The organism is Sporosarcina sp. ANT_H38 (assembly GCF_008369195.1).
GTDB lineage: Bacteria > Bacillota > Bacilli > Bacillales_A > Planococcaceae > Sporosarcina.
The window spans coordinates 450637-469358 of record NZ_VOBC01000003.1 but is presented as its reverse complement, the minus strand read 5'-3'; the positions used below and the strand labels follow the sequence as shown (position 1 = coordinate 469358).

Genomic DNA, 18722 nt, shown 5'->3' with positions numbered 1-18722 from the left:
GGGGATGGGACAATGACGTCATTTTTTAGAAAAAGGGCAATACGTTATCCATTGACAGTATTGTCGATTCTGGGCGTGGTGGCGGCAGTACTTCTGCTCTTATCCCAGTTTTGGTCGGGACTTCTTTTCACCGTCTTTTTTATGGTTGCAGTGGGATTTGCATGGAAAATGGAAGAACAGACTTATATTGAAACAGAGAAACATATAGAAGCACTATCATACAGGATGAAAAAAGTTGGAGAAGAAGCACTTCTAGAATTACCGATTGGAATCATCCTTATTAACGACAAAAATATTGTTGAGTGGGCAAACCCCTATGCAACAAATATATTTGCGCATCAGGAATCCTTAATCGGTGATGATTTATTCGATCTATCTGGACAGTTCCACGCAATTTTAAAAAGTGAAAAAGCGGAAAATAATGTTCTGACAATTGGAGAGCAGTCATATAAAGTTTTTTATAAAGCAAAAGAGAAACTCATTTATTTGTTTGATATTTCAGAGCAACTTCAAATGGAGACTCTTTATTATGCAGACCGTACAGTTCTCGGAATTATTCTTGTTGATAATTACGATGAACTATCGCAGGCAATGGATGATCAGACTCGAAGTCAACTTAATTCCTTAGTAACGTCACTTGTAAATAGTTGGGGAACAAAAAACGGCATCTTTGTGAAACGAATTGCGACTGATCGCTTTCTAGCTGTATTTAATGAGGCGACTTTGGCCAATTTGGAGAAAACAAAGTTCTCGATTTTGGATGACATTCGGGAAACAACCGCCAAGCAGAGTACTGCACTGACGCTCAGTATTGGTGTCGGCGTAGGATCCCCTTCACTAATTGAACTGGGAGAACTATCACAGTCGAGTCTAGATCTTGTGCTTGGACGCGGCGGTGACCAAGTGGCCATCAAGCGTTCTGACGGGAAGTTGAAGTTTTACGGTGGGAAGACTAACCCCGTTGAAAAAAGGACCCGTGTTCGTGCAAGAGTCATCTCACATGCTTTACGAGACCTTATCCAAGGTAGTGATAAAGTATTTATCATGGGTCACAAGATGCCGGACATGGATGCGATTGGTGCCGCAATTGGTGTACGAAAAATGGCCCGCAAAAATAATATTCAAGGTTATGTAGTCGTCAATTTCAATGAGTTAGACGGCAGTGTTACGCGTCTTATGGACGAAATCAAGCGTGATGAAGAGCTATTCAGCCAATTCATTACGCCCGATGAAGCGCTCTCCATGATCACTGAGAAATCATTGATGATCATTGTTGATACGCATAAGCCGAGTATGGTTATTGATGAGCGAGTTATTGATAAGGCTGAAAAGGTTGTTGTCATCGATCATCATCGACGTGGAGAAGAGTTCATTAAGAACACGATGCTTGTCTATATGGAGCCATATGCATCATCCACGGCCGAGCTAGTTACCGAATTAATCGAATACCAGCCGAAACAAGAAAAACTTACAATGCTTGAATCGACCGCCCTTCTTGCAGGCATTATTGTTGATACGAAAAGCTTCACACTACGTACAGGGGCGAGGACATTTGAGGCGGCATCGTATTTACGGACAAATGGAGCAGATACAATACTTGTCCAGCGCCTTTTAAAAGAGGACATCGATACGTATGTTTTACGATCCAAACTGATTGAAACGGTTGAATTGTCCGAAGATGGAATTGCCATTGCAAAAGGACAGAATCAGGTTGTCTATGGTGGGGTTTTGATAGCTCAAACGGCCGATATTCTTCTTACAATGCAAGGTGTAGCAGCTTCATTTGTCATTGCATACCGTGCAGATGGTAAAATAGGAATTAGCGCCCGTTCTCTCGGTGAATTGAATGTTCAGCTCGTCATGGAGGAACTTGGAGGTGGCGGCCATTTGACGAACGCAGCATGTCAGCTCGACGTTGAATCGGTGGAAGAAGCAAAAGAAATGTTAACAGCTGTATTGAATACAAAGATAGAAAGGGGAAATTTATAATGAAAGTTATCTTATTGAAAGACGTAAAAAGTATTGGAGCAAAAGGTGATGTAAAAGAGGTATCTGTTGGATACGCACAAAACTTCTTACTGAAAAATAATTTGGCGGTTGAAGCCACACCGGGGAATATCAGCAGACTTGAAGGCCAGAAAAATCGAGTTGCAAAAGACGCAGCTGAAGAATTGGCAGAAGCAAAAGTACTGAAGGAACAAATCGACAAAATCACAGTTGAAATGAAAGCTAAATCTGGTGAAGGCGGAAGGTTATTTGGTTCAATTACAACAAAACAAATTGCCGAAGCATTAAATAAAACTGAAGGCATTAAAGTAGATCGTCGTAAAATGGAATTGCCGGACGCAATTCGTGCGCTAGGCTTCACAAATGTTCCAATCAGAATCCACCAGGACGTTACAGCAACACTTAAAGTTCATGTAGTAGAAGAAGGATAAGGAGAGAGTGGATAGATGAACCAGATGATCGATCGCATCCCACCACATAATAATGAAGCGGAACAGTCGGTCATCGGAGCAATTTTCCTTGAACCGCAGGCGCTAATTACCGCGGCCGAGCTTCTTATGCCAGAAGATTTTTACCGGATGGCGCATCAAAAAATCTTCCATACGATGATTAGTCTTAGTGACAAGGGTCAGGCTATTGACGTTGTCACGGTTACAGAAGAACTATCCGCTAAAAAAGAACTGGAAGATGTCGGTGGGATTTCGTATTTGTCGGAAATTGCTAACTCTGTTCCAACGGCAGCCAACATTGTGCATTATGCACGTATCGTGGAAGAGAAAGCGCTACTACGGCGTCTTATCCGGGTTGCTACTTCAATTGTTGAAGACGGCTATGATCGAGAGGATGAAGTAGAGGCCCTCTTAGCTGAAGCCGAAAAGAAAATGATGGAAGTGTCCAGCCGGAAAAATGCCGGGGACTTTCGGCATATTAAAGATGTCCTCGTTGAAACGTATGATAGTATCGAACTCCTTCATACGAAAAAAGGTGACGTCACAGGTATCCCAACAGGTTTCCGGGACTTAGATAAAATTACAGCAGGTTTCCAACGCAACGATTTAATTATTGTTGCTGCGCGTCCATCCGTTGGTAAAACGGCATTTGCATTGAATGTAGCGCAAAATGTTGCGACTAAAACCGATGAAAACGTTGCGATTTTCAGTTTGGAGATGGGTGCGGAACAGCTCGTTATGCGGATGCTTTGTGCGGAAGGTAATATTGACGCACAAGTGCTCCGAACGGGCGCACTTGAAGCGGAAGATTGGCGCAAACTTACGATGGCAATGGGAAGTCTTTCAAATGCTGGTATTTTCATCGATGATTCGCCAGGTATACGGGTCAATGATATCCGTTCAAAATGCCGTCGTTTGCAGCAGGAACACGGACTGGGCATGATAATGATTGACTATATGCAGCTGATCGCGGGAAGCGGTAGCAAGCCGGGTGAAAACCGTCAGCAGGAAGTTTCAGAAATATCGCGTTCATTGAAATCACTTGCAAGGGAATTGAAAGTACCGGTAATTGCACTGTCTCAGTTATCCCGGGGCGTAGAGCAGCGTCAGGATAAGCGACCGATGATGTCGGATCTTCGGGAATCCGGGAGTATTGAGCAAGACGCGGATATTGTTTCGTTCCTCTATCGTGAAGATTATTATGATAAAGAAACAGAAAATCAGAATATGATTGAAATTATCATTGCTAAACAGCGGAATGGTCCAACAGGTACGGTAACACTTGCCTTTGCAAAAGAATACAATAAGTTTGTCAATATTGACTGGAGTCAACACGAATCTCCGGATTATTGATAAACACGAAAATTGTCATGAGTCTTCGGAGGTAATGACGTCGAATAGAGAAAGACCCCTTGTGATACCGGTAGTTACCGGGAGACAAGAGGTCTTTTTTTGTCTATTAACATTTAAAAGCGACGATTCAAAGTCAAGATAATAAAAAGTAAACAGAGAAATAGAAAGCTATAAGTGTAGATAACGAAATAATAGACGATTATTATGTAAGAAAAGAAAGTTAATATAATAACCAATATATGACAATAAATAGTTAATAAATGGATGCTATTCTACATTCTCGTTACAATTACCTAGAATACTACAAGTATTATTCCGAATATGTTAAATTAGAGGAGCGTGAAAAATTTACTTAACTATATTTGGTTTTTATCAGTCTTCTGATTGAGATTTGGAAGGAGTTTCATACATGTTATTCAAAAGAAATAAACAGGGCGAAACAGAAAGAGGATTACCATATTTTAGCCGCCCTTTTAATAAGGCTCAAAAGCTCATCATTTTGACAATGATGTTGGTAGGACTAGGGATAAATACAGCTTTTGCAAATGAAGAGGAAAATAAGGGCCTCTTGACCATATTCCATATCTATTCAAAAGGGGAATATGTGGGTGTTATATCTGATCAAGAAAAGCTGGAAGAATTGAAAGAAGAAGAGCTTCAAAAGGCGGCCTCCGAATTTGAGAATCTCCCGCTCACGATAGGAACAGAATTGTCAGTGATTCCTGAACGGGTGTTTACCGCAGAAACGGACGATAAAATTGTCCTCGAAAAACTTCATGGAATGCTATCCGTAGAAGCAGAAGCAATCGGCGTTTCAATTGATGGAGAACTGGAATTCTTCGTCAATGATATGGAAACGTATAATGAAGTAATTCGCAAAATGAAATTACAATTTATTACCGAGAAAGAGCTTACCAAATTCGAAGCCCGCACAGCCTCTATAGAACCTATACCCCCTTTAAAGGAAGGTGAAACCCGTATCGAAAACATCCTAATTAGCGATGAGATACTGGCGGTACCTGGAAAGACCTCTCCCGAAAAGGTAAGAAATGCAGAAGATGCTTTGGTTTTTCTTAATAAAGGGAATCTTGAAGAAAAAAGATATGTTGTAAGCTCCGGGGATGACCTTGGTTCAATCGCCACTGCTTACAATATGACAATGGCCAACCTGTTGGAACTCAACCCAACTTTAACGGCAGATACGGTTATTAATACGGGTGAAGAGCTTACTGTAACTGCTATGAAACCATACGTTGAAGTTGAAGTTCATTATGAAGCGAAGAAAAAGAAGAAGATTAAATATACAACTATAACTAAAAAAGATAGTTCCTTATTTAAAGGTGAAGAGAATGTAATGCATCAAGGTTCTAACGGTGAAAAAATAGTTACTGAACTTATTCGTGAACAAAATGGCCAGGCTATTGGTAAATCCGTAACTGAAGAGAAGGTTATTGCCGAAGCTGTAAATGAGGTGACGGTTGTCGGGACAAAAGTAGTGCCTTCTAGAGGATCAGGTACATTCATGTGGCCTGCATCCGGAGGGTATGTTTCTAGCCAAATGGGTACTCGCTGGGGCAGAACTCACCAAGGTATCGATATCGCTCGTCCATCTTCTCATGACATTTTGGCAGCAGATAATGGTGTAGTTACAGCTACAGGATGGCATAGCACATACGGCAATCGGGTTGTCATCACACATAACAATGGCTATGAAACCTTGTATGCTCATCTCTCTTCGATTGATATTAGTATGGGACAGACTGTGCCTCAGGGGACCAAAATTGGGGTCATGGGATCGACAGGCCGTTCAACGGGCGTCCATCTTCATTTTGAAGTATTAAAGAATGGCTCTAATATCAATCCTATGAGTGTGTTAAAATAAAGTTAATCTTCATGCAGTGCTAAATAGATAACCATGGACGATACACGAGGTGTATCGTTCTTTTTAACGTCTAGACTCGAGGCACCAGATGCTCATGGTCGCTTCAAGGCAAACGGGAGGGATTGAACTGTATCCCTCCCGTTTGCCACGTGTGAGCAGGCACCTTGTGCTTTTGTTATAATCTATTCGACAATATTCGAGTGATATTGCCCGGGAAATACTGAGAGCGATAGAGGAAGTAGTCTTCTAGTCATGACAGCAGAAACGTGCGAATCGACGTGAAGAATGATAGAGTAAAAGGACAACGATAAAGGCGCCAACAGGGCGAGATAGGGGAATATTATATGCATAGTAAAGTGATTTTGATTGTTGATGATGAAAAGCCAATTGCAGATATACTTGAATTTAATCTAAAAAAAGAAGGTTTCATTGTGTTCTGTGCATACGATGGAGATGAAGCACTCGAAAAGGTAGAGGAAGTTAAGCCTGATTTGGTACTTCTTGATATTATGCTTCCGAAGCGAGATGGTATGGAAGTATGCCGAGAAATCCGAAAGAAATATGATTTTCCCATTATTATGCTGACAGCAAAAGACTCTGAAATCGACAAGGTACTCGGTTTGGAACTTGGGGCAGATGATTACGTTACAAAACCATTTGGAACGCGTGAGCTCATTGCTCGTGTGAAAGCAAATTTACGCAGGCATATGAAATCAGTAGAGGAAGAACAAGAAGGGGCTACAAATGACATTACAGTAGGCAACCTGATTATTCAGCCAGATGCTTACCTTGTTCTAAAAAGAGACGAAAAAATTGAACTGACGCATCGAGAGTTTGAACTTCTTCACTATCTTTCGAAGCATATCGGGCAAGTGATGACGCGTGAGCACCTTTTACAAACAGTATGGGGCTATGACTATTTTGGAGATGTAAGAACTGTAGATGTGACGATTCGTCGCCTACGCGAAAAGATTGAAGATGCACCTAGTAACCCTATGTGGATTGTAACAAGACGCGGTGTAGGCTATTATTTACGTGATCCGGAACAGGAGTAACAGCTATGCATAAAGTTGGTTTTTTTCGATCTATCCACGTTAAATTTGTCCTGATCTATGTGATGCTAATTCTAATTGCAATGGAAATAATCGGGCTTTATTTTGCACGTGAGCTCGAACAGAACCTGAAAACAAATTTCATGACATCGATTTCCGATAGAATGAGTTTGGTCGAATTCAGTGTGCGTGAAGAAATGATAAAAAAACGAGCCGCGGACGACCCGATGACACTCGAGAAGAGTCTTCAGGCCGTCCTTTCGGGTTTTGAATCGGAAGATATTAATGAAATTCGGGTTATTAATGCTGGAAATATAATTCTCGCAACATCGGCCTTAAACAATATATCCATGGTCGGACAGCGTACGTCGGATCCCTTTGTGAGAAGGACAAACGCATCTAAATCCCCGCTCGAAATTATCCGTCTTGATGAGAAAACAAATAAACGGATTTTGGTTCGTGCAACGCCTATTGTCGTTGTCGGGGATGAAGTGATTGGTACACTTTATCTTGAAGCAAACATTGAAAGGGTATTTTCACAAATAGATGAAGTGAATCGAATTCTTGCCGGCGGGGTAGCGGTGTCGTTGACCATTACAATCATACTCGGCATTTTTATTGGGCAGACGATGACAAGACCGATTTCTGATATGAGGCGCCAGGCACAAGCGATGGCGAAAGGGAATTTCTCTCGAAAAGTTCGGGTTTATGGAAATGATGAAATGGGGCAGCTTGCAATTGCTTTCAATCATTTAACAAACCAATTGCAAGAATCCCAGTCAACAACCGAAAGTGAAAGGCGTAAACTTGCCTCCGTGCTGGAGAATATGACTGATGGAGTCATTGCAACGGATCGCAAAGGACGCGTCAGTCTTATTAATGACTCCGCTCTTCTCATGCTGAGATTGACACGGGATCTGGTCTTGAACCGACCAATATCCAGCATTCTTGGACTCGAGCAGGAATATGCATTTGAGGATTTGATCCAAGCAAAAGAGTCCATTGCACTGGATTTCAGTACGGAAGATCAGCCTTATATTTTACGAGCAAACTTTTCCGTTACACAAAGAGAGACTGGATTTGTGAATGGCCTCATTGTTGTCTTACATGACAATACTGAACAGGAGAAAATCGATATGGAAAGACGTGAATTTGTTTCAAACGTATCGCATGAATTGCGTACACCATTGACAACGATGCGCAGTTATTTGGAGGCGCTCGCTGATGGAGCTTGGAAGAACGAGGAGATTGCGCCATCCTTCCTTCATGTAACACAGACTGAAACTGAGCGGATGATTCGTCTTGTAAATGATTTGTTGAAGTTATCGCGGATGGACAGCAGAGATTACGATTTGAATAAGGAATGGGTTGAATTCAATTACTTTTTCAACTCAATCATTGATCGTTTTGAATTTTCAAAGTCTCAAGAGGTTCAATTTATACGCCTTCTTTCTACTACTGAATTGTTTGTGGAAATCGATACAGATAAAATGACTCAGGTGCTGGATAACATCATTTCAAATGCACTGAAATATTCACCGGATGGTGGAGATATTCGTTTTGGCATCACAATCTCTGATGAAATCATTAAAGTAATGATTTCAGACGATGGAATGGGCATACCAAAATCGAACGTTAAGCGAATATTTGACAGGTTTTATCGTGCAGATCGTGCAAGATCGCGTGCGATGGGTGGTACTGGACTAGGTCTTGCGATTGCTCGCGAAATGATTGTGGCGCACGAAGGCGAAATATGGGCGGAAAGTGAAGAAGGAAAAGGGACAACAATTTTCTTCACATTGCCGTTTGAACTTCAGGAGGACGGTGAGTGGGGTTGAAATATGTTGAAACTGTCAAATCAGTAGTACTTTTATTACTTGTCGCCTTAAGTATCATATTAACATTTTCAATATGGACATATTCACCGCGTTACGACACCATTGAGGAGTTACCGCCCGTAGATATTTCTATTGGGGATAAAAAGAAATTAGAAGAAATAATACAACCGTATAAAGTGGTATTTAATTTTGAAGATAGTTTGAAAGGCACAACTGATTCAGATAAAATTAATCGCATTATAGATGAGATAAAGGACTGGAAAATTGCAGAAATTGCACCGAAGGACGACAATTTTGGTACAGAGGATTTAAGCACATTGCTGCGAAAGCCTAACCGATTTACAGTGTTTTTTCAAAGCGAAGTTCCTTTGACTGTTTATGACAGCATTTTGACGGTTGAAGAACCGACACCCGAAATTTCATTCAACAAAATCGTGGTTGAATGGAATCCGGACAATATTGCGATGACTGTTTATTTTGTCAGTCAAGCAAATAAGAAGCTATATAGTGCAAAAATGAATGCGGAGGATTATCAAAATGTATTAACAAAGGGACGAGAACTTCAGGAGTACAGGGAAGTTAAACCCGACAGTTCTTCTTATCTTGTCGTTTCGGCAGAGCCTGTCGAAGCAATTAGTGATACGTTTTTGGAGAATGAAGTACCCATTAATAAGTTCCGTGATGCATTGTTCAGTGATGCGAATGCAGTACGAAACAGTCAAGTGGGAATTCACCATGAAGAACTGGCAGACGATCATGCATTAATGAACGTTTATACGGAGAATAAGGTATTAAATTATGCCTCACCAGCTGCAGAAAGCCGAGATCCTGCAATTCCCTCGGAGTTACTTGTTAATACAATTAATTTCGTCAATGAACATGGCGGATGGACGGACGAATTTAGATTGGCATACACGGATGCCAAGACCCGGACCGTTCGATTCCGGCTTTTTTTGCACGGACTTCCTGTCTATACGGATTCCGGTTCTTCTACTGAAATTCTGCAAAAATGGGGGACAAATCGGATATACAGTTATTCAAGGCCATATTATAGACTCAATTTGCCACTTCCGACAGAAACGAAAGTTGAACTTCTTCCGCCAGGCACTGACATTGCTGAAAGGCTCAGCAAATCAGACGTGTTGGATTTTGATAGTATCGACGAAATTACTCCAGGGTATTTTATGAAACATGAAACAGGACTTTTCATTATGGAACCAGCTTGGTTTTACTTGATAAATGGCAATTGGAGTCGCTTTTCACCTGAAATTTTAGGAGGTGAACTGATTGGATTGGAATAAATCGAAAACGATATTTATTATCGTATTTTCAATAGTGAACGTTTTCCTTTACTCACTTTATCGGGACAAGCTTACAGATGCACAAAATGTTCAGGTGATGGGGAAAACATCCATCGAAGAATTGCTTAAGATAGACAATGTTACCTATGATGAACTTCCTCCTTATAAAAACGATCCATTTTATCTGTCCGCTAAGTCTATGAAATTCACGGACGAGAAGATGGAGAAACTTGGAAATCAAAAATTCGAAATTTTGGATGACACATTTCTTAAATCAAAATTGAATAAGCCTGTCAGCGTATTGAATGCGAAAGGCACTTTTGATTTTACTGAAATTCTTACAAAGTACGTATTAAACGGTGCTGAGTACGAACTTTGGGATGTAGATGAAGAGGAACAGAAAGCGTTGTTTTTTCAGAAAGAGAAGACCAATCCCATTTATTTCAGTCATAATGCGATGCTGACATTGCACTGGAATGAGAAGGGCGAAGTGACTGACTATGAGCAAAGTATGTTGGGTGAATTCGGCTCCTTTAATCGTAAAAAAGATCTTCTTACTCCTATAGATGCAATCGGTAATTTGTATTCACGCGGGCACTTGAAACAAGATTCCAAGGTAAAGGATATGACGCTCGGTTATTCGACACATGTTCAGGTTTCGGAAACCCAGGTGTTTGCCCCGACATGGCATATACGTGTAGAATTGAAAGACGGAGTAATAGAAGATTACTTCATCAATGCGATTGAAGGTATGATTATAGAGTTTCAGCGTGAACCGCTCGAAGAAGAGAATGAATAAGGGGTTTTAGTAATGCGTTTTAGTGTCCTCGCAAGCGGCAGTAGCGGCAATGCGGTATTTATAGAGAACGATGAACATACATTTCTCGTAGATGCGGGATTTAGTGCGAAGAAGATGGATAGTTTAATGGCCGGTATTGATCGTTCTATGAAAAAGATTGACGGTATTTTTGTAACGCACGAACATAGTGACCATATAAAAGGGATCGGTGTTGTTGCGCGGAAATACGGTACGCCAATTTATGCGAATGCAAAAACTTGGCAGGCGATGGATGGTTTAGTTGGCAACATTCCGCTCGATCAGCGTTTTCAATTTGATATGGAAACGGTAAAATCATTCGGTTCACTTGATGTTCAGTCATTTGCTGTGTCGCATGATTCGGTTGATCCAATGTTTTATGTTTTTCACGAAAATGGACGAAAACTCGCTGTTATTACCGATACAGGTTACGTGAGCGATAGAATGAAAGGCTTCATTCGCGGAGCAGATGCGTTTGTATTTGAAAGTAATCACGATGTTAGCATGTTACAGGTAGGACGTTATCCATGGTCTGTTAAACGACGGATTCTCAGTGATGTTGGACATGTATCCAATGAAGATGCTGCGGTAGCAATGAGTGAAGTTGTCGATCAAAAAGATACGAGAATCTATCTATCCCATTTAAGTAAAGACAATAATATGAAAGACCTTGCAAGGATGAGTGTTACACAGACGCTGGAAACATGCGGTATCAGGACAGGTGAATTTGTTCATCTCTATGATACAGACGCGGATCAGCCGACTGAACTTGTTACAGTGTAAAGAAACGTCTCTAGCCTTACCTTCAAGGGATAGTAAAAAACCTTGCTGAGGTAAGGTTTTTCTTTTGAAACGTGTGAAATAGGGTAATGTTAATTGTAGTACATCATTAGAAAGGGAGAGGCGTATGGACGAATTCAAACAGAATCAAGCGAATGGAGAGCTGCAGCCTCCTGCTCCAGTAACGGAAAGTACACCGCGACATAGCCAGAGGCCGCCAAAAAGAAGAGGCGGCTTCATGTCCGGTTTTATTGGTGTTGTAATCGGCGCATTACTTGTATGGTTCATCATGCAGGGAGATAATAATACAAAGGAACAGTCGTTAGTTAATGGTGCGGAGCAGAAGGACGACATTGTGCAAACAGAGCGTATATCTCTTGATGTAAATACTGACGTTACTGACATCGTCGAAAAAGTGGCAGATTCAGTTGTGGGCGTAACAAATTTGAAAACGATTAGCGATCCTTGGTCACCCGAAGAAACGACAAGGGAAACGGGTTCGGGTTCGGGTGTAATCTATAAAAAACAAGGAGATAAAGCGTATATCGTTACGAATCACCACGTTGTGGAAGGTGCGCAAGAACTTGAAATTACTTTCGACGATGGTTCAAAGACGGCCGGAAAAATCGTAGGTGGCGATATGTGGACAGACTTAGCTGTCATTGAAATTGATGCTAAAGTTGTTAAAACGGTTATTGATTTTGGAGACTCAGATGCTTTGAAACGCGGTGAAACAGTCATGGCGATTGGTAATCCGCTTGGTCTTGGATTTTCAGGTTCCGTAACTGTCGGTGTTGTATCTGGAAAAGACCGTTCGATTCCAATCGATTTCGATGAAAATGGAACTGTAGATTGGTTTGCAGATGTTTTACAAACCGATGCTGCCATTAACCCAGGTAACTCCGGAGGCGCACTGATTAACCTTGCAGGTCAGCTCATCGGCATTAATTCCATGAAAATATCGGAAGCAACTGTTGAAGGAATCGGACTTGCAATTCCCATCAATCTTGCAATCCCGATTATCGATCAACTTGAAAAACACGGTGAAGTAAACCGTCCAACAATGGGCGTCACACTACTCGATCTTCGAAGCATACCTGCGCAGCAACAACGGGAAATGCTGAAATTACCGGCGAATGTAACAGAAGGAGTCGTTATTAACGAGGTAATGAGCAATTCGCCTGCCCAACTTGCTGACGTAAAGCAGTACGATGTTATCGTTGAAATGGATGGTGAAAAAATTGGCGATATGGTCAGTTTGCGCAAACACCTGTATAATTCGAAGCAAGTAGGCGACACAATGCAAATGAAAGTATATCGCGATGGCCGGTTGATTGATATTGAAATGGTGCTAAAAGACGGTAACTCATTCTAGGCATGAAAATTACAAATAGATTACAACGAAAACTTATCCACAGCGGGCATAATAGCTAACAGATAGCTATTATGCCTGTTTTTTATTGCATTTAGCCTTTTGTGGATAAATCTAAATATTTGTGAATAACTTTGTGTGATATAAAAAAGCTGAAAGTTGGGATGAAAATGAATACTTATAGCTGTGAAACCCATATAAATCATGCTCTTGACGTTTTTGTAGCAGAACAAGGAAAATTTCCAATTATGGAAGTTGCATCGAAAGAAGAAAAGTTATCCACAAAGTGTACATACTGCGAAGAACTAGCGATGTATGTTGTGGCGAACGAATAGTCGAACACAAGATGTAGATAAGTGATGTGGATATGTGTATAAGTTCTATTAATAACTAATAAAAAAAGGTGGATAACTTGTGAATATTACAATTGTGACAGTTGGCAAATTAAAAGAGAAATATTTAAAAATGGGTATTGAAGAATTCTCAAAACGATTGGGCGCGTATGCAAAAATTAACGTAGTCGAAGTGCCTGATGAAAAAGCACCTGAATCATTGAGTGATGCTGATATGGAAATTGTGAAGAAAAAAGAAGCGGAGCGAATTTTGGCTAAAATCGGATCGGATACATATGTGATTGCGCTTGCTATTGAAGGAAAGATGAAGACATCTGAAGAGTTAGCTGCAGATTTAGAGTCGTTAATGACTTATGGGCGCAGTAAGGTGGCGTTTGTTATCGGGGGATCACTAGGACTGCATGATAGCGTGATAAAAAGGGCTGATGAACTACTATCCTTTTCGAAAATGACATTTCCACATCAGATGATGAAGTTGATTTTGCTGGAGCAAGTTTACAGGGCTTTTAGGATTATGAAGGGTGAACCGTACCATAAGTGAGTGAGGTTTTCTTAAAGCCTTTGATTCAAAAAGAATGGAAAAGCATAGGTTATCGATGTCGTACCAGTGAAAGCCTTAAAAATAGAGAGAACTATGGCTGTCTCATCTAAACATACGACAAGCCCATAAGTCTCTTCATACAAACCTTATTAAGAATAAAAAAGGAACACGAGATGGTTTGAAAAATCGGGTCATTTTCCTGATTTTGCAGTGTGTAACTTATTTTATCAATTTTAACTCGTCTACAGTAGTGTGTACCACCAAATTTTTAGAGGCTAAAGCCATGTTATTTTGATTATCGCTCCATCCATATAGCTTTGAAGCACTGGCATAAAATATTTGCTTCTTCGTATGAACTTCAAAGCGATTATTTATCTTACAAATAGCTGTAACTGGTTGATTAGTGAAAAGATCCTCTTGGAAAAGGGACGTAAGATACTGTTTATGCACCCAGCGCAGAATAGTTAAGTCTTTTTTTAAATAATAGCAAATTGACTACAATTCATTTAAATGCTATATTGAATTTATTCTTAATTAAAGGTGTGGTGGGTTTGTTAGAAGTAGGTATGAACTAATCAAATTTTAGTTTAATAAGGCTTTTTTTGACTGGATATATTCTGGTTTATTTAATGTGCCTTGTTTCACAGTGTTTATGAAACATTGTGAATACCTACCTGAAGACTGCCTCCTTTTCCATATATTCGTTTAACATGATTGGGTGTTAAGATGAAGAGCATGGCGGGTTTTGTCCTGTCTTGCTCTTTTTTATCCAAACCTATATTTGTTAACGATAAAATTGCTTTGTTATGACCACAAAGCGTATGCCCGCGGGAGCTTTCTACCCATTTTTTCGGTTAAACCGTAAAAATGGAAAGGTAGGAGAGTTTTTTGCGGGCATTTTTTTCTATAGGAGGAGGACTAAAAATGAATATGATGACATTTGATAAATTACAATATAACGAGCTAAAAGAAATAGTGAAATCCCACTGTGTAAGTGGTTTAGGGAGAGAATTAATTGATAAGCTACAGCCTAGCACTAATTTGAAGGTGGTTCATAATAGACTAAATGAGACGACTGAGGCAAGAAAGTTATTGGACGCAGAAAGTCATCTTCCACTTAAAGGGATTTCTAATATCAATCATCTGATGGAAAAGCTTGAAAAGGGTATGATTCTAAGTCCAACCGAGTTAATCGCGATATCTGACTTTTTGAGAGGCTGTAGAATAATAAAGAAGTTTATGATGGGGAAAGAATTTTTTGCGCCTGTTTTGCATTCCTTTGCCTATTCAATGATGGATTTTCAAAGTATTGAGGAAGAAATTAATTACTCCATTAAAGGAAGTCGAGTGGATTCGGAAGCTAGTAAAGAACTTAAGCGAATTCGAAATCATATTGCAAAGGCAGAAGAAAAAATAGAAGAACTTTTAAATAAATTTCTGAAAAGCAGTGCCAATAAGGAGTACATCCAAGAATTCTTTATTAGTAAGAAAGACGATCGATTTACGGTACCGATTAAAGCTTCGTATAAAAACCAAGTTGCCGGTACAATTGTTGAAATCTCATCTAAAGGGTCCACGGTATTTATTGAACCAGCTGCAATTTCCAAGTTAAATGCAGGATTAGGCATTCTTAAAGCAGAAGAAGCAATTGAGGAGTATCAAATATTAGCGACTCTTTCAGGAAGTATATTGGAGCACATCAGACAAATTTACATTAATATTGAACTAATTGCTCAGTATGACATGATTTTTGCGAAAGCGAAGTTCAGTAAAAGTTTAGATGGAATGGAACCAAAGCTAAATAATCACGGTTTTATTAAGTTGAGGAATTGTAAGCATCCTCTTTTAACTGGAAATATAGTTCCTCTAGATTTTGAAATAGGGAAGGACTACCGCAGTTTAATTATTACAGGACCCAATGCTGGGGGTAAAACAGTTGTATTGAAAACGATAGGAATATTAACACTTGCAGTCATGTCAGGTTTTCATATTGCAGCAAATGAAGGAACAGAAATAGCTGTTTTCGATCATATATTTGTTGATATTGGTGACAATCAAAGCATAGAAAATTCACTAAGTACTTTTTCATCTCATATGAAAAATATCTCAGAAATTATGAGCGCATCTACAAATAATACATTACTTCTTTTTGATGAAATAGGAAGTGGTACTGAACCAAATGAAGGGGCAGCGCTAGCCATTGCTATACTTGAAGAGTTTTATCAAATGGGATGTATGACAGTTGCGACCACCCACTATGGAGAAATTAAGCGTTATTCTGAAATTCATAGTGACTTTATGAATGCAGCTATGCTGTTCGATAGTGAAGTATTAGCACCTATGTATAAACTATTAATCGGTAAGTCAGGGGACAGTAATGCGCTCTGGATTTCTAAAAAAATGAATCTACGAGAAAAGGTACTACAAAAAGCACAGCATTATATAGACAATAAAAATTATGACTTAGATCGTGTGAAAGCAAGTAAAGTTAAAAAGCCAATCCAGCTTATCATTCAAGAAGAAGTAACGTATGATTTCGAAATTGGGGACAGAGTGAAGTTATTAGATCAGGACGATTTTGGAATTGTTTACGAGAAAAAGGACAGTCTTAATAATGTGTTTGTATTTTATCAAAACGAAGTGATAAAAGTAAATATAAAAAGAATTAAACTTGAAGGGAAAGCTACGGATTTATATCCTGACGAGTATGATTTGAAAACATTATTCGTTAGTTTTAGCGAAAGGAAATTTCAACATGATATAGAAAGGGGTTCCAAAAAAGCGTTAAAGAAAGTTTCCAAAGAGATTAAGAAAGGTTTGATTGAATAATTAGCTTTCATAAGTGGAATCGGCTATTAATAAATGGAGTTTGAAGCTAGTATTAATTAGTTTGTGGACCAAATTGAAAGGTTTGGGTCGATTGATAATTTTGTATCAAGTATTAAACCACATTTAGCACTATCACGGTGAACCGTATCATAAGTAAATGAGTTTAATGTAGAATTCATAATTTTGATTGACGTTTCTCTAACTAAAACGCTAGGTTGAAATTAATAAACGATGAAGCTAGTTATTCAAAGACCATAAGGAGTTGTGTAAATGAACGCAATCATTCAAAAGAAATTAGTAGAAATAGAAGAGAAATATAAGGTAAAGATCTTATATGCTGTCGAATCTGGAAGTAGAGCATGGGGCTTTCCTTCAAAAGATAGTGATTATGACGTTCGATTTATCTATATTCATCCACCGGAATGGTACCTCGCGATTGATCCACAAGGAATTGGAGTAAAGAGAGATGTAATTGAAGAACCCATTAATGATTTATTAGATATAAGCGGTTGGGAAATCACAAAAGCGCTACGTCTTTTTAGAAAAAATAATCCACCACTTTTAGAATGGTTAGGAAGCAATATCATTTATTATCAAAAATACTCTTTTGTTGATAACGTACGGTCTTTAGAATCGGTTGTATATTATCCCAATTCGATGCTACATCATTATTTAAACATGGCAAAAAATAATTATCGTGATTACCTAAAGGGTTCAGAAGTAAAAATAAAAAAATATTTTTATGTACTTCGACCGATATTAGCTTGTATGTGGATTGAGAAATATAATATGACCCCTCCAATTAGTTTCCATGAATTATTGGAAGACATCATTCCGGAAGGCGAATTAAAATATGCAGTTGAACATCTATTAAAACGAAAGTTAATAGGTGATGAGTTAGATATTGAACCCCGTATTTATGTGATTAACGATTTTGTAGAAAATGAAATGGAAAGACTTGAGGAATATGTTAAATCTCTCAGAGTTGAAGCAAAGGATTCGACGAAAATGTTAGATGAATTGTTTAGAACTACATTGAAGGAAGTTTGGAAATAATACTTTTGTTTTGCAAATAATCACGAAGCGTTAGTAATCAAAGAAATCTTATGAACCGTCTTTCGACTAGTTACGGTGAACCATATCACAAGTAAATGTTCCTCCAGTCACCAATGATAATCCAATTGCAGTTGAAATTATTCCAGTACCTAGTTTCTTTTTAAGTATACCCATTCGTGGCAAGACATCACCTTGCCACGAATGGGTATTTTGTTATTTCAAGTTCCACATATTCAGCAAAAAGATTAGCATCCCCATTGAGTCTGTTATAGACAGACGAGGTAACGACGCCTTGTTGTCTGTAGTGAGAAAGTACGGTTTTAAATGATTCTAAATACTTGACCATTTTCTCAGCATTTCCCGCATTTTCAAACTGTTCCAATGCAGTCAAATGGATTGCTGATATAAGAGAAGCACTGGCATTATTGATGGCACCCTGTTTCGTATAAAGTTCAACCAGATCTTTCATGTCAGCTGTGTTATCTGTCTAATATTTAGGTATTTACTTGCGCATAGCCTCTTGCGATAGTGGAGTCTGTTTTATCGGAACATTCTAACTTCTAGAACGTCTAATTAGGTACAATGAGCAAAAGGATGGTTTTTAATGAAAGTGTTCCTTCAGCTGAATCTGATTAGTGCAACGTTTGGATTTTTATTTTTTATATCTGGATTCGGAATTGTTCATAGATATGTTTGGGCGGATCTTTTCGGGTTACCAGGCGCTTTTGTTTATTACCTTATTATTTTGTTATGGGTGGTATTTCAGGTCTCGTTTTTCAAGGTTGCAAAGAAACGAATGATCGGGAGTTTTTGGCACCTGCTTTCAATAGTACTCTGGTTTCCGTATGTAATCATTTGGTCCCTTGTGATTTCCTCAGTAATTCCAGACGGTGTCTTGCAAGATCAGGACGATTTTGGAGCGGGATTCCTTCTTTTATTTGCATCCATATTCGTGTATCCGGTCTACATAGGATTGACCGTTCTCTTCACAATTCTACAAGTACGGGGAGGTTGGAGGAGGTGAGTGATAGCCCCTCAAACAAAAAATCCATATGAACGGGTATGTGATTTATTTGGAATTTCCATCTGTGT

17 protein-coding genes are annotated in these 18722 nt (G+C 39.2%); 15 read left to right on the top strand and 2 right to left on the bottom strand.

What is annotated here, in order from left to right:
* The first annotated feature begins 12 nt into the window (after positions 1-12).
* The 14 genes from FQ087_RS17775 (at position 13) to FQ087_RS17710 (ending at position 17630) form a co-directional block, all read left to right on the top strand.
* Positions 13-1989, top strand: coding sequence for a DHH family phosphoesterase (locus FQ087_RS17775; protein ID WP_149581922.1), 1977 nt, complete (start codon positions 13-15; stop codon positions 1987-1989).
* On the top strand, positions 1989-2438 hold the full coding sequence (gene rplI, locus FQ087_RS17770) for a 50S ribosomal protein L9 (protein WP_149581921.1): 450 nt from the start codon (positions 1989-1991) through the stop codon (positions 2436-2438). The genes FQ087_RS17775 and rplI overlap by 1 nt, the downstream gene beginning before the upstream one ends.
* Positions 2439-2453: 15 nt before the next feature.
* Complete coding sequence (gene dnaB, locus FQ087_RS17765; protein ID WP_149581920.1) at positions 2454-3809, top strand: replicative DNA helicase; 1356 nt, start codon at positions 2454-2456, stop codon at positions 3807-3809.
* Positions 3810-4218: 409 nt separating this feature from the next.
* The gene (locus FQ087_RS17760; protein WP_149581919.1) at positions 4219-5691 is read left to right on the top strand and encodes a M23 family metallopeptidase; all 1473 of its coding nucleotides are present in this window, start codon (positions 4219-4221) and stop codon (positions 5689-5691) included.
* Positions 5692-6035: 344 nt separating this feature from the next.
* Entirely contained in the window at positions 6036-6746 is a 711-nt protein-coding gene (gene yycF / locus FQ087_RS17755; RefSeq protein WP_149581918.1) for a response regulator YycF, read from the top strand.
* A gap of 5 nt (positions 6747-6751) precedes the next feature.
* Positions 6752-8581 carry a cell wall metabolism sensor histidine kinase WalK gene (gene walK / locus FQ087_RS17750; protein WP_149581917.1) on the top strand — a complete coding sequence of 610 codons (1830 nt, stop codon included), beginning with the start codon at positions 6752-6754 and terminating at the stop codon, positions 8579-8581.
* A complete protein-coding gene (locus FQ087_RS17745) occupies positions 8572-9882 on the top strand; it encodes a YycH family regulatory protein (protein ID WP_149581916.1) in 1311 nt (436 codons plus the stop codon). The genes walK and FQ087_RS17745 overlap by 10 nt, the downstream gene beginning before the upstream one ends.
* The gene (locus FQ087_RS17740) at positions 9869-10681 is read left to right on the top strand and encodes a two-component system regulatory protein YycI (RefSeq protein ID WP_149581915.1); all 813 of its coding nucleotides are present in this window, start codon (positions 9869-9871) and stop codon (positions 10679-10681) included. Before FQ087_RS17745 ends, FQ087_RS17740 begins: the two co-directional genes overlap by 14 nt.
* A gap of 12 nt (positions 10682-10693) precedes the next feature.
* A complete protein-coding gene (locus tag FQ087_RS17735; protein ID WP_149581914.1) occupies positions 10694-11482 on the top strand; it encodes an MBL fold metallo-hydrolase in 789 nt (262 codons plus the stop codon).
* A 124-nt stretch (positions 11483-11606) separates the two neighbouring features.
* Positions 11607-12854: a S1C family serine protease gene (locus tag FQ087_RS17730; RefSeq protein WP_149581913.1), complete on the top strand. Its 1248-nt coding sequence runs from the start codon at positions 11607-11609 to the stop codon at positions 12852-12854.
* A 167-nt stretch (positions 12855-13021) separates the two neighbouring features.
* Positions 13022-13186 carry a CxxH/CxxC protein gene (locus FQ087_RS17725; RefSeq protein ID WP_149581912.1) on the top strand — a complete coding sequence of 55 codons (165 nt, stop codon included), beginning with the start codon at positions 13022-13024 and terminating at the stop codon, positions 13184-13186.
* A gap of 79 nt (positions 13187-13265) precedes the next feature.
* Positions 13266-13745, top strand: a complete 480-nt coding sequence (rlmH, locus tag FQ087_RS17720) for a 23S rRNA (pseudouridine(1915)-N(3))-methyltransferase RlmH (RefSeq protein WP_149581911.1) — start codon at positions 13266-13268, stop codon at positions 13743-13745.
* 924 nt (positions 13746-14669) lie between these two features.
* Complete coding sequence (locus FQ087_RS17715) at positions 14670-16574, top strand: endonuclease MutS2 (RefSeq protein WP_149581910.1); 1905 nt, start codon at positions 14670-14672, stop codon at positions 16572-16574.
* Positions 16575-16844: 270 nt separating this feature from the next.
* Positions 16845-17630 (top strand): nucleotidyltransferase domain-containing protein, encoded by a 786-nt coding sequence (locus FQ087_RS17710; RefSeq protein WP_149581909.1) that lies wholly within the window; start codon positions 16845-16847, stop codon positions 17628-17630.
* Positions 17631-17696: 66 nt separating this feature from the next.
* Here FQ087_RS17710 and FQ087_RS17705 read toward each other — a convergent pair whose 3' ends face one another.
* A complete protein-coding gene (locus FQ087_RS17705) occupies positions 17697-17804 on the bottom strand; it encodes a TasA family protein (protein WP_149581908.1) in 108 nt (35 codons plus the stop codon).
* A 13-nt stretch (positions 17805-17817) separates the two neighbouring features.
* Positions 17818-18099 (bottom strand): FIMAH domain-containing protein, encoded by a 282-nt coding sequence (locus tag FQ087_RS17700; RefSeq protein ID WP_149581907.1) that lies wholly within the window; start codon positions 18097-18099, stop codon positions 17818-17820.
* Positions 18100-18234: 135 nt separating this feature from the next.
* On the opposite strand from FQ087_RS17700, the gene FQ087_RS17695 reads away from it, so the two are divergent.
* Positions 18235-18654, top strand: a complete 420-nt coding sequence (locus FQ087_RS17695) for a hypothetical protein (RefSeq protein WP_149581906.1) — start codon at positions 18235-18237, stop codon at positions 18652-18654.
* Positions 18655-18722: the final 68 nt, after the last annotated feature.

Coding starts and splice junctions, on each gene's coding strand:
- FQ087_RS17775 (WP_149581922.1), top strand. CDS start 13: ATGACGTCATTTTTTAGAAAAAGGGCAATACGTTATCCATTGACAGTA.
- rplI (WP_149581921.1), top strand. CDS start 1,989: ATGAAAGTTATCTTATTGAAAGACGTAAAAAGTATTGGAGCAAAAGGT.
- dnaB (WP_149581920.1), top strand. CDS start 2,454: ATGAACCAGATGATCGATCGCATCCCACCACATAATAATGAAGCGGAA.
- FQ087_RS17760 (WP_149581919.1), top strand. CDS start 4,219: ATGTTATTCAAAAGAAATAAACAGGGCGAAACAGAAAGAGGATTACCA.
- yycF (WP_149581918.1), top strand. CDS start 6,036: ATGCATAGTAAAGTGATTTTGATTGTTGATGATGAAAAGCCAATTGCA.
- walK (WP_149581917.1), top strand. CDS start 6,752: ATGCATAAAGTTGGTTTTTTTCGATCTATCCACGTTAAATTTGTCCTG.
- FQ087_RS17735 (WP_149581914.1), top strand. CDS start 10,694: ATGCGTTTTAGTGTCCTCGCAAGCGGCAGTAGCGGCAATGCGGTATTT.
- FQ087_RS17730 (WP_149581913.1), top strand. CDS start 11,607: ATGGACGAATTCAAACAGAATCAAGCGAATGGAGAGCTGCAGCCTCCT.
- FQ087_RS17725 (WP_149581912.1), top strand. CDS start 13,022: ATGAATACTTATAGCTGTGAAACCCATATAAATCATGCTCTTGACGTT.
- FQ087_RS17715 (WP_149581910.1), top strand. CDS start 14,670: ATGAATATGATGACATTTGATAAATTACAATATAACGAGCTAAAAGAA.
- FQ087_RS17710 (WP_149581909.1), top strand. CDS start 16,845: ATGAACGCAATCATTCAAAAGAAATTAGTAGAAATAGAAGAGAAATAT.
- FQ087_RS17705 (WP_149581908.1), bottom strand. CDS start 17,804: ATGGGTATACTTAAAAAGAAACTAGGTACTGGAATAATTTCAACTGCA.
- FQ087_RS17700 (WP_149581907.1), bottom strand. CDS start 18,099: ATGAAAGATCTGGTTGAACTTTATACGAAACAGGGTGCCATCAATAAT.
- FQ087_RS17695 (WP_149581906.1), top strand. CDS start 18,235: ATGAAAGTGTTCCTTCAGCTGAATCTGATTAGTGCAACGTTTGGATTT.